At 29.3% G+C, this 14665-nt stretch carries 11 protein-coding genes and 2 pseudogenes; 1 reads left to right on the top strand and 12 read right to left on the bottom strand.

What is annotated here, in order from left to right; translation table 11 throughout:
• Positions 1-132: 132 nt before the first annotated feature.
• From GCU34_RS01305 to GCU34_RS14045, 12 genes and pseudogenes are all read right to left on the bottom strand, one after another.
• Positions 133-1248, bottom strand: coding sequence for an acyltransferase family protein (locus tag GCU34_RS01305; protein ID WP_072780399.1), 1116 nt, complete (start codon positions 1246-1248; stop codon positions 133-135).
• A 22-nt stretch (positions 1249-1270) separates the two neighbouring features.
• Positions 1271-2224, bottom strand: coding sequence for an AAA family ATPase (locus tag GCU34_RS01300; RefSeq protein WP_072780402.1), 954 nt, complete (start codon positions 2222-2224; stop codon positions 1271-1273).
• A gap of 59 nt (positions 2225-2283) precedes the next feature.
• Positions 2284-3633 (bottom strand): peptidylprolyl isomerase, encoded by a 1350-nt coding sequence (locus tag GCU34_RS01295; protein WP_084656861.1) that lies wholly within the window; start codon positions 3631-3633, stop codon positions 2284-2286.
• Entirely contained in the window at positions 3617-4465 is an 849-nt protein-coding gene (locus GCU34_RS01290; protein ID WP_072780407.1) for a hypothetical protein, read from the bottom strand. The genes GCU34_RS01295 and GCU34_RS01290 overlap by 17 nt, the downstream gene beginning before the upstream one ends.
• Complete coding sequence (locus GCU34_RS01285) at positions 4465-6426, bottom strand: peptidylprolyl isomerase (protein ID WP_072780410.1); 1962 nt, start codon at positions 6424-6426, stop codon at positions 4465-4467. Before GCU34_RS01285 ends, GCU34_RS01290 begins: the two co-directional genes overlap by 1 nt.
• A gap of 90 nt (positions 6427-6516) precedes the next feature.
• Complete coding sequence (locus GCU34_RS01280) at positions 6517-7947, bottom strand: glycosyltransferase family 2 protein (protein ID WP_072780413.1); 1431 nt, start codon at positions 7945-7947, stop codon at positions 6517-6519.
• 1 nt (position 7948) lies between these two features.
• Complete coding sequence (locus GCU34_RS01275; RefSeq protein WP_072780416.1) at positions 7949-8761, bottom strand: hypothetical protein; 813 nt, start codon at positions 8759-8761, stop codon at positions 7949-7951.
• A gap of 1 nt (position 8762) precedes the next feature.
• Positions 8763-9986 carry a YaiO family outer membrane beta-barrel protein gene (locus tag GCU34_RS01270; protein WP_143146154.1) on the bottom strand — a complete coding sequence of 408 codons (1224 nt, stop codon included), beginning with the start codon at positions 9984-9986 and terminating at the stop codon, positions 8763-8765.
• Positions 9986-10300 (bottom strand): response regulator transcription factor, encoded by a 315-nt coding sequence (locus tag GCU34_RS01265; protein WP_227658761.1) that lies wholly within the window; start codon positions 10298-10300, stop codon positions 9986-9988. Before GCU34_RS01265 ends, GCU34_RS01270 begins: the two co-directional genes overlap by 1 nt.
• Before the next feature lie 44 nt (positions 10301-10344).
• Positions 10345-11895: an ATP-binding protein gene (locus GCU34_RS01260; RefSeq protein WP_072780423.1), complete on the bottom strand. Its 1551-nt coding sequence runs from the start codon at positions 11893-11895 to the stop codon at positions 10345-10347.
• Positions 11896-12054: pseudogene (locus tag GCU34_RS14355) on the bottom strand (PAS domain-containing protein); the annotation flags it as partial.
• Positions 12020-12709, bottom strand: coding sequence for a GAF domain-containing protein (locus GCU34_RS14045; protein WP_072780426.1), 690 nt, complete (start codon positions 12707-12709; stop codon positions 12020-12022). The pseudogene GCU34_RS14355 and the gene GCU34_RS14045, both read right to left, overlap by 35 nt.
• A 184-nt stretch (positions 12710-12893) precedes the next feature.
• Between GCU34_RS14045 and GCU34_RS01250 the strand changes: the two are divergent.
• Positions 12894-14488 (top strand): annotated as a pseudogene (locus GCU34_RS01250) (peptide chain release factor 3).
• Positions 14489-14665: the final 177 nt, after the last annotated feature.

Here is a 14665-nt window from a genome sequence, read left to right as displayed (position 1 = left end):
AATATTTATTTATAAAGATTCTATTTTGATGAATATTTTTCAACAAAACAAAGCTTTTTTGTTTTTTATTGATAGATTATCAATTTCAAGACTTTAAATTATCAAATTGACAAATAGAGGATTAAAAATATGCTATTTCCTTATTTTGTCTCTCCAATTTAAAATTGGTTTTTCAAAAAATTGGTATAATAGGAATGAAAAAAAAGTTGTTAAAATAGTATAGCTAGCTATTAAGACAGCATCACTGATTATCAATTTTGAATTTAAAATAAAAAACTTCAGTAAAACAGAAATTACACTATAATGCAATAGGTAAATACTGTATGATATTTTACTTACCCAAGTAATACTTTTACCAATAATATTAGAAGTTCTTTTCCAAAGAATAAAAAATGGCAACAAACACAAAATTGTGATTGAAGTTAAAGTAAAATAAAACACATTAAAATATAAACTAGTATTTTGAATAGTCAGAATTTGGCTTAATTGAAAAAATTGAACAAAAAATAAAAGGATTGCTATTAGCAATAATAACATTTTAAATTTTCCAATTTCATTTTTGTAAAACTTTATAAACCAAGCTGCTAAAAACCCAAAAAGGATCGCATCTAATCTATAAACAACAACTGCTTTTACACTTTCGTTCCAAATAAACAAATCTTTTATATTGCTGTTGAGATAATTGAAATATCTAAAAAAGTGAACTGTAATAATGAGCAACAAGATACTTGTTAAAAAACTCCATTTCTTGTTATTAGAAAACTTATGAATTGTAAATAAAATTATTGGCGAAAATAAATAAGCAAATTCTTCAATAGATAAACTCCAAGATTCTGTAAAAAAAGTAATAGAATAATCATAAAAATTTTGAAAGAAGAGTAAATATTTAAACCAATTATCAAGATTAAATTCAAAATATAACGCAATCATAATATTAAGAAATAATACTAAATAATAGTTAGGAAGCGTTCTTAACCATCTTCTTTTCAAAAAAGAAATAATTGTTGTTAAATTAAATTTTTCTTCGAGATAAAGATTAATTAAAATAGAGCCAATTAAAAATCCGCTTAATCCAAAAAATAATTCAACTCCAAAATATCCAAAAATTCCACTTAATGAAATTAATAATTCATTATTGGAACCAATTAAATAATGAATATGTGAAAAGAAAACAAAAAATATTGCAGATGCACGAATTACATCTAAACCAAAAATTCTTTTATCATTTGCGTTTTCAACATTGTTCATTAATTAGCTTGAATTTTAACTACTAAAATAATTTCTTAATTAATTCTTCAACAGAAATTCCTTCAGCATCAGCTTTATAATTTTTCACAATACGATGTCTTAAAATCCCAGTTGCTACCGCTTGAACATCTTCAATATCTGGAGAAAATTTTCCATTTAAAGCAGCTTGTGTTTTTGCGGCTAAAATTAAATTTTGAGAAGCTCGAGGTCCTGCACCCCAATCGATATAAGTTTTTACAAAATCCGGTGCTAATTTATTATCAGGACGTGTTTTACTAACTAGAGTCACTGCATATTCAATAACATTATCGGCCACTGGAATTTTTCTAATTACATTTTGAAAATTCACAATTTCATCTGCAGTAAACAATGCATCAACTTTTACTTTAACATCAGTTGTAGTAGCTTTTACAACTTGAATTTCTTCTTCGAATGAAGGATAATCTAGTTTAATTGCAAACATAAATCGGTCTAATTGCGCTTCTGGTAATGGATAAGTTCCTTCTTGCTCAATTGGATTTTGAGTTGCTAAAACGAAGTAAGGTAAATCTAATTTATAATGATGTCCGGCAACTGTTACCGCTCTTTCTTGCATGGCTTCTAAAAGTGCTGCTTGGGTTTTTGGCGGCGTTCTATTAATCTCATCAGCTAAAATAATGTTTGAGAAAATTGGCCCTTTTATAAATTTAAAAGTCCTATTTTCATCTAATATCTCACTTCCCAAAATATCTGAAGGCATCAAATCGGGTGTAAACTGAATTCTTTTAAAATTCAATCCTAAAGCTTGTGCAATAGTGTTTACCATTAATGTTTTAGCTAAACCCGGAACACCAATTAAAAGTGCATGACCACCTGAAAAAACACTTAAAACAATTTGATTTACAACTTCATCTTGTCCAACAATTACTTTTCTAATTTCTGCTTTTAACTGCTTTTGTTTTTCTACTAAATGTTGGATTGTTGCTACGTCAGACATAAATTTATTTTTAAACGACCAATTTAATAAAAAAAGCCCTTCAAATGAAGGGCTTTTTTTTATTTTTTCAACCAGTTATTAGTAAAATCACATTCTTGGTATTCTTTGTCAATTTTTACATAAGTTTCTTGAATTTTTTCATCCATCCACTTAGAAATTGCTTTGATTTGTTTGTCTTTAAGCGCTAATTCTTTAATTTTTAAATAATCGTTAGCATAGTCTGCTTTATGCTCTGGAAGTTTACTATTTACTGTTAGAATTTTATAGTATTTATTTCCTCTTTCATCTTGATCGTAAATAGGTTGTGAAATTTCGCCCACTTTTAAATCAACAATTTGGTTGTATAAAGCTGGATCCATTTTAGTTAACTCGAACTTAGTTTCCATGGTTCTAGGATTAAATAAAACGCCTCCATTATTTTTTGTTTCTTTTTCATCTGATGATGATTTAGCAGCATCTGAAAAAGTGATTTCGCCATTAACAATTTTCTCTCTAATTTTTTCCACTTCAACTTTTGCTTCAGCAACAGCTTCATTAGAAACTTTAGGTGCAATTAAAATGTGTCTCAGCTCAATTTCTTGCCCTTTAATTTTTTCTACATAAATAATATGGAAACCAAAATCTGTTTCAAAAGGTTCTGAAATTTCACCTTCATTCAAACTAAAAGCTACATCTTTAAATTCTTTTACAAAAGGTGTTTTTCTATTCATTTTATAATAACCACCATTTGAACTAGAACCTGGATCTTGAGAAAATAAAACTGCTTTTGTAAAGAAACTTGAGCCGTTTAGTACATCTTGACGAATTTCCTTTAACTTATCGATAACTTTTTTTCTTTCTTCTTCTGTTACTTTAGGTTTAATAACGATTTGAGCTACTTCTACTTCAGCACCAAAAACAGGTTTCTCATCTTCTGGAATTTCTTTAAAGAAATTACGTACTTCTTCTGGTGTAATCTCAACTTCATCAATAATTTTCTTTTGCATTTGAGACGTTAATTTATTCATTTTAATAACGTCAAAGAAATAACTTTTGAAATCGGCTTCATCTTTTTTATTATAGAATTTAATTACTTTATCCATAGAACCTACTTGCTCTACCATAGCATCGATTTGTTGACCCATGAAATCAGTAACTTCTTGATCTGTAACTACAATACTATCTTGAATAGCTTGGTGTGCATATAATTTATCCTCAAGTGATTTTCCGAAAAGTTCGCAACGTGTAATATTTTTAATATCTACTCCTTGTGCTTTTAATTGAATGTATTCTAAGTCAATATCAGAGTCTAAAATTACATATTCTCCTACAACTCCAATAACTCCGTCAATTTTAGTTTTTTTAGGTTGAGCAAATGTAACAGTTGTAAATAAAAGGGTAAGGGCAAATAATTTATTTATAAATTTCATATTTATCATCTTTAATCGCGTCATCAGTAATTTCCTTTTGCAGCTTTTGTATTAATTCTAATTTTCTTTTGTTAATAATTACTTGTTTTATTGTGGGCTTTACAAATTGTAAAGGTGTTGGACTATCTTTTGGTAAAACTTGTTTTACTTTAACCAGCCACATGGTTGTAGAATCTGGATATTGATAATTTATTCCATCACTTATATATTGTGTTTTATTATCGGCATTTATAAAAGGTAGTTTTTCATAAACTTGATTAATATCTACCCAAACCGAATCGTTAAATGCATAACTTTTAAATTGAACTGCTAAATCGGCTAGTTCTTTTTTATCTTTGGGTGTAAAGGAACTAAACTTTGTTTTAATTTTATCAAATTTTGGATTTTCTTTAACTAAATTAATATAACGTAGTTTTACCAGTTCGCTAGAATTTTTAAAAAATTGCTTGTTAGCTTCATAATACTCATTTATTTGAGCGTCTGAAACAACTGTATCAATTTGTCGCACTACAAGTTGTTCTAAGTAGGCTCTTGTATATAAATCGGTTTTATACTGATCAATTAAAACGTTAAACTCTTCGATTTGATCATCATTCAAATTTTTTTCAGCTGCTTCTAAAAGTATTTTTTGTGTCGCCCAATTATCAATAAAAGCTTTTACAATAGCAATACTATCCTTTTTTGAAGTTCCTTTTGGTACTAAATTTTGAATATCTTCTTGATATAAAAATTGGTCACCAACTCTCGCTACAGCTTTAGGTTCCTGCGGTTTTTTGAAATACTCACAAGAAACAAAAGATAAAATAATTGTAACGATTAAAAACTTCTTCATTATTTTTTTACTTGACTTTTAACTTCGTCAAAAACATTATTATCTACCGAAACTTTAAATTCTTTTTTAAGATCAGAAACCCAATTGTTTTCCAAATATTGTTGGTAATCACTTATCAATTTACCTTTACATTCTTCAATAGTTTTAGTTGTTTCTGGTTTAATTTCTTTCACATTTGCAACAAAGAAATATTCTCCTTTTTTAACAACATCTGAAGTTCCTTTTTTAGTTGGTTTTAATTCTGGTAAAACATCATAATCTTCTTCATAAATACCTGATTTCACCATAATATTTACTTTACCATCTTTGTTTAACTTCTCTTTAATGTACTCAATAGACTTTCCTTTCTTGATATAATTTTGCGCTTTAGCAACTATTTTTTCATCTGTTGAAGAATAAATATCTACATCGAAACGCTTTTTCCACATATAGTTAGCCTTGTTCATGTTATAGAATTTTTCAAGACCAATACTATCTGTTTTTGCTTTATCCCAAATTTCTTTTTCCATTAAGTCGAACAATAAAAGTCCGTCTCTATATTCGTCCATTACATATCTAAACTCTGGAATTTCATTTTCTAAATTGTCGTCATAATACTTCAACAATTCATTTTCGAACCATTTTTCATATAATTCATCAACTAAAGTAGTAACTGGACGCGTTTGAATGTGTAATTTTTGTTGCGTTTCTACAAACTCTAAAAAGTCGTTAGCTGAGAATTTCTTCTTTTTATCAATTGTTAATAACGATTCATTAAAACTTTTTACATCTGTTGGTCTTTCCCAAGATTGTTTATAAAAATCTTCTGAAACTGCTTTAACTACTTGTGCATACAATTTGTTGTTTTTCTCAATTGAATATTTTGATTGTAATTTTTTTGCTAGCGAATTTGTAATTAAAATAGAACGCTCGTCTTTTTTAACTTTATTTTCAAGCTCTGACTGAACTTCTTCTAAAGATTTTACTGGAAATTTATCGATTAACTTTACAATATGCCAACCGAATTGTGATTGAAATGGTTGAGAAATTTCGCCTTTTTCTTTTAAAGAAAATGCAACATTTTCAAATTCTTGTGAAGTTAATTGTCCTGAAGCAAAACGTTGTAATTTTCCACCGTTTGTTGATGTTGATTTATCATCTGAAAATTGATTTGCTAAAGCTTCAAAACTTTCACCTTGTTGTATTTTTTTATAAATATCGTCAATAGTATTTTTAACTTCTGCTTCTTTTTCAGGATTTGCATCTTTTGGATTCAATAACATAATATGAGCAACTGTTACTTCACCTCTGTTTGGTCTTTTATCATCAACTCTTAAAATATGATAACCAAAACGTGTTCTGAAAATTTTTGAAATTCCACCAACAGGCGTATTGAAGGCTTCATTTTCGAATGGATAAACCATTTTGAAAGCCGAAAAATAACCTAAATCGCCACCATTTGTTTTTGCTGAAGGATCTTCAGAGAATTTTTTAGCAACCTCATCAAACTTTTCACCTTTTAAAATTCTATTTCTTAAATCGGAAATCCTTTTGTATGAATCTAAAGTATCTTTTGGTAAAGCGCCATCTTTAATTAGAACTAAAATATGTGATGCTTTTACCTCTTGTTTCATTCTATCATAAGCCTCATCAACAAGTTGTTTGGTAACTTTTACATCATTTAAATATGTTTTAGCAAGTTGAGTTCTATATGAATTTAACTCTCCTTTATATTTTTCTTCGTTTTGTAAACCTAATTTTTTAGCTTTCTCTACTTTTAATTTATAACCTATGTAAAGATCTAGATAAGCATTTAAATCTTTTTGAGATTCGTCTTTTACTAAATCTAAGTTTTTGTTGTAAACCCTTAAAAATTCATCTGTATAAAAAGGTTTATCATCAATTTTAAAAAGTGCTTTTTGAGAAAACAATTGCGTTGAAAATAAAACTAATACTAATAATACTAGGTTATGTTTTTTCATTTTTTTGAGTTTTTGTTGCAATTGACAAATGTAATAATTAGAGAATAAAAACAAAACAATTAACAATAGTTTAAATACTAAATCTTCTATTTAGGATGTTTTAGCAAAACCTTTGCGTGTCATTTCTCCCCAACCGTGCGAACCTTTTAGTTTTTCATAATTTCCACGAAGTGCAGCATAAACGGTAAAAGGATGAAAATAAATAGGCTCTATTAATGCTACACCCACTAGTTTAAACAAATCGGTATAGGTTTGATAGCGTTTAAATGTAGATTCCTCAGCATATAACGCCATAAATGAAAACATGACGGCAAATGAATACACAAATAGTATCAACCAAATGAAAAATGACCATTTTAAAATTCCTAAATAGGCAAACAGAAAAGTGATTAATAACCCGGTAGCTTCAATAATTGGTGCTAAAAATTCATATAAAAACCAATACGGAAAACTCAACATTCCTAAAATTTTATATTTAGGATTGAATAGCATTTTACGATGAATCCAAAGAGTTTCTATAGTTCCTCGTGTCCAACGACTGCGTTGTTTTCTTAAAATTTGAAAACTCTCCGGTGCTTCTGTCCAACACAACGGATCTGGAATGTATTGAATGCGATATTCTTGTTTGGTTTCAATCATGTAACGACGCATTCGCACTACTAATTCCATGTCTTCTCCAACTGTTTTAGGATTATAACCACCTGCTGCAATTACAATTTCTCTATCAAACATTCCGAAAGCACCACTAATCAGCAACAATCCATCCATGTGAGACCAAGCCATTCTTCCTAAAATAAAAGCTCTTAAATATTCTAAAACTTGAATGCGCGCTAAATAATTTTCAGGTGCAAAAACACGAACCAGTTTTCCCGATTTAATCTCGCAAGAATTTGCAATACGCACTACTCCGCCTGTTGCAATAATTCGCTTATCGGAATATTCTAAAAAAGGTTTTGCTAGTTTGAGTAAAACATCTTTATCCATAATACAATCGACATCAATACAAACTACATAAGGATTAGTTGCAAAATTTATTCCTGTATTTAAAGCATCTGCTTTTCTACCATTTTCTTTATCGATAACTACTAAATTTGAATAAACAGGATTTGTAGACTTGTAAATTGCTCGAACATTTTTGGTTGGAATTTCCGCTTTATAAACAGCATTTGACACTACCAAATCGAAAGCTTTTACCAAAACTTCAATCGAATTATCTTTACTTCCGTCGTTAATAACAATTACTTCAAAATTATTGTATTTAATTCCTAAAAGCGATTTTACATTTTCTTCGATAGTTCGTCCTTCATTATATGCTGGAGCCAATAAAGAGACTTTTGGAGCATCTTGTAAAACCAATAACGAATCGTAATTTACATAACGGTTGTGCTTTAAATACTTCTTTAATCCGTAGGCAGAAATCATTGCCAAAACAACATAGGAAGCCATTACCGAAATGGCAAAGAATAAAATGAAATAGTTAAATATTTCAATTCCAAAATCTATATTAAAATTTCCTGTCATTTTATTTCAGTCTTGAGATTATATTTTTTAAATCATTTTTTGTTTTTGTCTTTTGACAATTTTGCATCATTTGTACCAAAACATCATAATAGATATGCAATTGATACAATTCTATAATTCGGGCAACCAACACTAAAAAAGATTCATTTTTAGATTGAAACAACGTTTCTTTTAGTTCAAAAATTTCCCATTGCTTAATTTTTAACGAATACAAAAAATTAGATTGCATCCAATCGTCAAAATACAACTCTTCGTTTTTAAACTTTTCTAATTCCGAAATTCCATTTAATAAAACCGAACCAATTATCGCTTCTTTCTTAATTTCTTCTCTTTTAGAAATTGTTAACGCAGAAATTTCAGCAAATGCTTTGGTATAATTTAGTTTCGATAAATCGCGAATAGCTTCAACTTGGTTTACCCAACTTTTAGACTTTAATTTTTTCAACGAAAATTGATACAAGCCTGAAACTTCGTAAAACTTTTCAATTCTATTTTTTGGTTCGCCAACATAACTTTTATGCAAAGAAACTAAGGATTTGATCAAAGTTTTATTGAATAACTTTTTATTTTCGTAAGTAGTATAAATCGTAAGACATTCGGCTAAATCTTGTTCGCCAAACAAAATTTTAAACACCAAATCGTCTACGATGTTTTGGTAGTGTGTTGCTCTTTTTACTTTGGCTAGTTTTTTTGATCTTTTGTAAAATGTTAATACTAAAAAAATTAACGCTACTAAAGCTAAAAAGCAAACCGCAAGAATCAATTCTAATTCTAAACTCCGTTCGTTGTGATGCATTGAAAAAGTAGCTTTCATACTAAAAACGGTAAGTAGCAATTAATTGAATATTCAACACATTTCGATATTCACTTGGTACAAATTCTTGATATTCATACAATACAACTGGTTGAAGAAAAACATCTGTTGCTACTTTTGTTTTCATATTGAAACCAATTCGGTAGGAACTTAAATCTGATGTTACTTGATTGCTTAAAAAATAATAAGGAACTATTCCATATTGTAAATCAATTTGCCAAAATGATTCTTTTATTTCATTGGTTTTCTTTAAAAATAAAGCATGTGTTACATTATTTTGATCCGAATTTACCACATAATAAGGTCGGTAACCCAAAAGATAATTTCCACTTAGTTTATAACCAAAATGTCCTGTAAAAATGTACACATCATCGGTTGTTTTAAAACCTAAAAATTTACTTCCGATTGAAAAAGACAATTTTTGCGTTTCTTTATACCATTCGGCAGCGGCTTTGTATTGCGGAAAAACAAATTCGCCATCAGAAATTCCAGCATTAAAATAGAAATAGCTCTTTTTTAAACCTTTATAAAAATCGACTTCGCCTGAAACACCATTTTCCGAAAAAGCATTTCCATAATTCAATCGAGCTGTTATGGCATCTTTATTCCACTTTCTTGTATATTCTAGATTTGTGTAATGATTGTTTTGACTTTCTGGTTTGTTATAAGTCGTTAACAAATAACCTAAAGCAATGCTATTTTTCTTTTTTCTATTGCTAATGGTCAACAGATATTGAGCCGCTTCATAAGACTGACTTTCTTTTGAAATAGCTTTTAAAATAGTAGTTGCTTTTTCAGTTTCATTTAATTCTAATAACGCTTCTGCTTGAATTATTGCATATCGATCCGCATTAGAACTATCTTCATTTTTAGCTTTTTCACTATAGAAAACTACTTTTTCGTAATCTTTTAAATTGCGATAAGTTGAAAGATACAATTGTGTTACTTCTGCATTATCTAATCCTTGATTTGAAATCGATTTTAATTGCTGTAAAGCTTCATTATATTGTTCGTTCCAATTGTACAGCGAAACCAAATAATAACTATACGTTTTATCGTTTGGAACATCTTTTTCCAATTGCTTCGTTAGTTGAATCGCTTTTGTATATTCTTTGGCTTCTGCCATTTTCTTAACTTCCACAAATAAAGAATCGGCATTGTAGTTTTGCGACCATAAAACCGATGAGAAGAGACAAAATAATACTGTGTAAAATATAGATTTCACTATCGAACTACTTTTTGAATTCTTTTTAATAACACTTGAGGACTAAATGGTTTTGCCACAAAATCATCGGCTCCTAAATCAAACAACTCTACTTCTGAAGTTTCTACAGCCATTGAGGTTAGTACAATAACTTTAGCATTTTCGCACGTAGTTTTACAAGTATTTACCACTTGTTTTCCGCTAGCAAAAGGCAAATTCAAATCGGTAATAACCAATTCAATTTCTGAAGGTTGTTCCGAAATATGCGAAATTGCATCGGAACCGTTATCAAATTCTGTTACTTCATAACCATTAGCTTTCAAAAAAAGGCTAATGATTTTCTTAACATATCATCGTCTTCAATCAAAGTGATTTTCATCTATTCTGATTTTAATATTTGGATTAGTTCTTTTCTTATTTGTTGTAATTGTTCCAAGAAAACGGTTTTGCAACTCTCTATTTTTTTGCTGTCGTTTGCTTGAATTAATTCGTTTTCAAAATCTTGAGCTAAAGCTAAATCTACTCCTAAAATTCCTAAAGAAGATTTTAGTTTATGAACCACTTGGGAAGCTTCTTTTAAACTTTCCTGATTTAAAAACGCATTCATTTTTTGTATTTCTTTTTCTGAAGTTTCTAAAAACAATTCTATCATTTGTTTTTGAAATGCAATATTTCCTCCCGAATATTCTTCTAAAGCTTCAAGAGAAATAGTTTTTTGTTTTCCTTCAACTTCTAAAAGACTAACTATTTTTGTTAGCAGTTCATTTGTCTTGAATGGTTTTGCTAAATAATCATTCATTCCTAATGCTAAACAAACTTCTTTTTCTTTTATTAACGAATTGGCAGTTAAAGCAATTATAGGCATTGACAATTGCAATTCTTGTCGAATAAGTTTCACCGTTTCGTAACCATCTAAAAATGGCATATGTAAATCCATTAAGATTAAATCGAAACTTTTTTCTTTTACTAAATCTAACGCCTGCAAACCGTTTTCGGCAAATTCGATTTCGAAATCAGTTTCTTTAAAAATAGAATCCATTAATATTCTATTCAGCTCGTTATCTTCACAAATTAGAATTTTAGCGCTATAATAATCTACACTTAGGTTTTCAAAAATTTCAAAGGTTTGATTCTCTTCATCAATTTCATCAAAAGGCAACACAAACCAAAATTTACTTCCTTTGTTATATTCGCTTTCAACTCCTAGAGTTCCACCTTGTCTTTCCACAATTAATTGCGAAATATTTAGACCTAAACCTGTTCCACCATACAAACGAGTGGTTGAAGATTCGGCTTGCGTAAACCGATTAAAAATGGTTTTTAATTTATCTTTAGGAATCCCAATTCCAGTATCTTCTACAGAAAAATGTAATTGTAATTCATTAGACTGAGTTCGAATTGCATCAACAAACAACATCACATTTCCTTCTTGTGTAAACTTAATAGCATTGTTCAATAAATTATTAAGCACTTGAACCAATCTATTTTTATCTCCAATAACATATTTAGGAACTGCATTACTGATGTAAAACTTAAATGAAATTCCTTTTTGTTTGGCTTTTAAGCCTAAAACATTGAAAACATCTTTTACAACGTCTTTAACTGAAAATGATGTTTTATCGAATTGAATAATTCCCGATTCAATTTTACTTAAATCTAAAATATCGTTAACTAAATACAACAAAGAATCACTAGCCGATTTAATTGCTGATAAATATTGAAGTTTTTTAGAATCTTGTTCTTGATGAAACAACAAATCACTAAATCCTACAATTGCATTAAGAGGCGTTCGAAGTTCGTGACTCATATTAGCAATAAAATTGTCTTTTTGAACATTAAGTTCATCGGCTAATTGTTTTGCTAAACCTAAACTTTTTTGTGTCGCGACTTCTGCTGTAATATCTTGAGCAATTTTGGTGATTTTTACCAAATTTCCTTCAAAATCTAAAACCGGACTATAAGAAGCTTGAATCCAAATAGTTTCTCCGCTTTTTGTTACACGTTTAAATTTACCCGACTGCGAAATTCCGGACTTTAATTTTTCCCAAAATTTTTCATATTGCGCTAAATCTTCCTCGTCTAATAAAATGGTATTTTCTTGTCCAATTAATTAATTCATTTTTCTTGTAACCAAAAATATCAAGGAAATTATTATTTACATTGATAACAATTCCCTCTGGATCAAACTCAATAACTGCATTTGATTTCTCAATAGCGTTATATAAGTTATTATATGCTTGCTCCTGAACTTTCAATTGTCTTTCTGCAAATTCAATTTTTTCGTCAACAAAAAGTTTCAGTTCATTTCGCAATGAATCATTTTCTTTGTTCTTATTAAGATGTAGCATTACCTGTTTGGCAATAATTCTCAAAGACTCTTTTTGATTATCATCTAATTTTTGAGGTTTCAAATTAACCGTACAAATTGTTCCAATGGCATGTCCATTTTCCGAATACAAATTAATTCCTGCGTAAAAACGAACTGCATTTTCCGAATGTACATGCGGATTTGAATCTAACAAACGTTCGTTCCAAGTATCCTCAAATTCAAGAATATCTTGTTGAACTAATGTATATTGACAAATAGTTTCTTCAACAGGAACCTCAATTGCTGAAGTACCAATTTTAGCTTTATACCACTGTCTTTTGTCGTCAATAAAAGATATAAGAGTTACCGGAGTATTACAAATAATTGATGTTAGCTGAGCTAAATCATTTAAATACTCTTCTTCTGGAGTGTCCAAAATTTTCAGGGCCAACAAATCCTGTAGGCGTTGAATGTCTTTTAGGTAGGGGTTCAAATCTTAACAAAATTCCGTACAAATATACAAAATAATGAATTCAATAAACTGATTTTCAAACATGTTTACATTTCTTTTAAAAACAAATAATTATGAGTAATTTTGCACCCGAATTAAAAAAACAAAAATGAGTTTTAAAGACGAAATTGCAAAAAGACGAACCTTTGGTATTATATCTCACCCCGATGCTGGTAAAACTACATTAACTGAAAAATTATTATTATTTGGTGGAGCTATTCAGGAAGCTGGTGCGGTAAAAAGTAATAAAATTAAAAAAGGAGCTACTTCCGATTTCATGGAAATTGAGCGCCAAAGAGGAATCTCTGTTGCAACTTCGGTATTAGCTTTTAACTATCAAGATAAAAAAATTAATATTCTTGATACTCCTGGTCACAAAGATTTTGCTGAAGATACTTATAGAACCTTAACTGCTGTTGATAGCGTAATTGTAGTAATTGACGTAGCAAAAGGGGTTGAGGAACAAACTGAAAAATTAGTAGAAGTTTGTAGAATGAGAAACATTCCTATGATTGTTTTCATTAATAAATTAGACCGTGAAGGTAAAGATGCTTTTGATTTATTAGATGAAGTAGAACAAAAATTAAAACTAAAAGTTACACCTTTAAGTTTCCCAATTGGTATGGGTTACGATTTTAAAGGAATTTATAATATTTGGGAAAAGAACATCAACTTGTTTACTGGCGATAGTCGTAAAGACATTGAAGAAACTATTGCTTTTGACGATGTAAACAATCCGGAATTGGATAAAATTGTAGGCCAAAAACACGCTGATAAACTTCGTGAAGAACTAGAATTGGTTACTGAAATTTATCCAAGTTTTGATAGAGACGCCTATTTAAAAGGAGCATTACAACCTGTATTCTTTGGTTCGGCTTTAAATAATTTTGGTGTAAGAGAATTACTAGACTGCTTTATTGAAATTGCGCCACAACCAAGACCAAAAGAATCTGACACCCGATTAGTACAACCTGATGAAAATAAATTTAGTGGATTTGTTTTTAAAATTCATGCCAACATGGATCCAAAACACCGTGACCGTTTAGCTTTCATTAAAATTGTATCTGGAACGTTCGAAAGAAATAAACCTTATTTACATGTACGTCATAATAAAAATTTAAAATTCTCTAGTCCGAATGCTTTTTTGCTGAGAAAAAAGAAATAGTTGATATCTCTTATGCTGGTGATATTGTTGGTTTACATGATACTGGAAACTTTAAAATTGGTGATACATTAACTGAAGGAGAAGTAATGGCTTTTAAAGGAATTCCAAGTTTCTCTCCAGAACATTTCCGTTATATCAATAATGCCGATCCATTAAAAGCAAAACAACTTGAAAAAGGTATTGATCAATTAATGGACGAAGGAGTAGCACAGTTATTTACTTTAGAAATGAACGGAAGAAAAGTTATTGGAACTGTTGGAGCTTTACAATATGAAGTAATACAATATCGTTTAGAACATGAATATGGCGCAAAATGTAGTTATGAAAACTTCCCAGCACATAAAGCTTGTTGGATAAAGCCTGATGATGAAAAGAACGAAGAATTTGCTGAATTTAAACGTGTGAAACAAAAATTTTTAGGAAAAGACAAGCACGGACAATTAGTATTTTTAGCAGATAGCGAGTTTTCAATTCAGATGACTCAACAAAAATATCCAAGTGTTAAATTATTTTTTACATCAGATTTTCAAACTAAATAATTTTTTTATATACTTGTGCCCTAAATCTAAAATCTGGCTTAACCTAAAATGATTAAATGATTATTATGAAATCAAATATTTTTAAATTTTAAGCAACTTTATTACTTTCTTTTGTAAGTTTTATTAGCGTTGCTCAAGATAACAACACCCCTGTTAATCCACCAGCAGATGCTGATG

Source organism: Flavobacterium haoranii, from assembly GCF_009363055.1.
GTDB lineage: Bacteria > Bacteroidota > Bacteroidia > Flavobacteriales > Flavobacteriaceae > Flavobacterium > Flavobacterium haoranii.
Note: the sequence above shows the minus strand (reverse complement) of the source record. Positions and strands in the feature narration are given on the sequence as shown.

Bases quoted from the DNA above. Each gene is read 5' to 3' on its own strand.
- GCU34_RS01305 (WP_072780399.1), bottom strand. From the start codon at position 1,248: ATGAACAATGTTGAAAACGCAAATGATAAAAGAATTTTTGGTTTAGAT.
- GCU34_RS01300 (WP_072780402.1), bottom strand. From the start codon at position 2,224: ATGTCTGACGTAGCAACAATCCAACATTTAGTAGAAAAACAAAAGCAG.
- GCU34_RS01295 (WP_084656861.1), bottom strand. From the start codon at position 3,633: ATGAAATTTATAAATAAATTATTTGCCCTTACCCTTTTATTTACAACT.
- GCU34_RS01290 (WP_072780407.1), bottom strand. From the start codon at position 4,465: ATGAAGAAGTTTTTAATCGTTACAATTATTTTATCTTTTGTTTCTTGT.
- GCU34_RS01285 (WP_072780410.1), bottom strand. From the start codon at position 6,426: ATGAAAAAACATAACCTAGTATTATTAGTATTAGTTTTATTTTCAACG.
- GCU34_RS01280 (WP_072780413.1), bottom strand. From the start codon at position 7,947: ATGACAGGAAATTTTAATATAGATTTTGGAATTGAAATATTTAACTAT.
- GCU34_RS01275 (WP_072780416.1), bottom strand. From the start codon at position 8,761: ATGAAAGCTACTTTTTCAATGCATCACAACGAACGGAGTTTAGAATTA.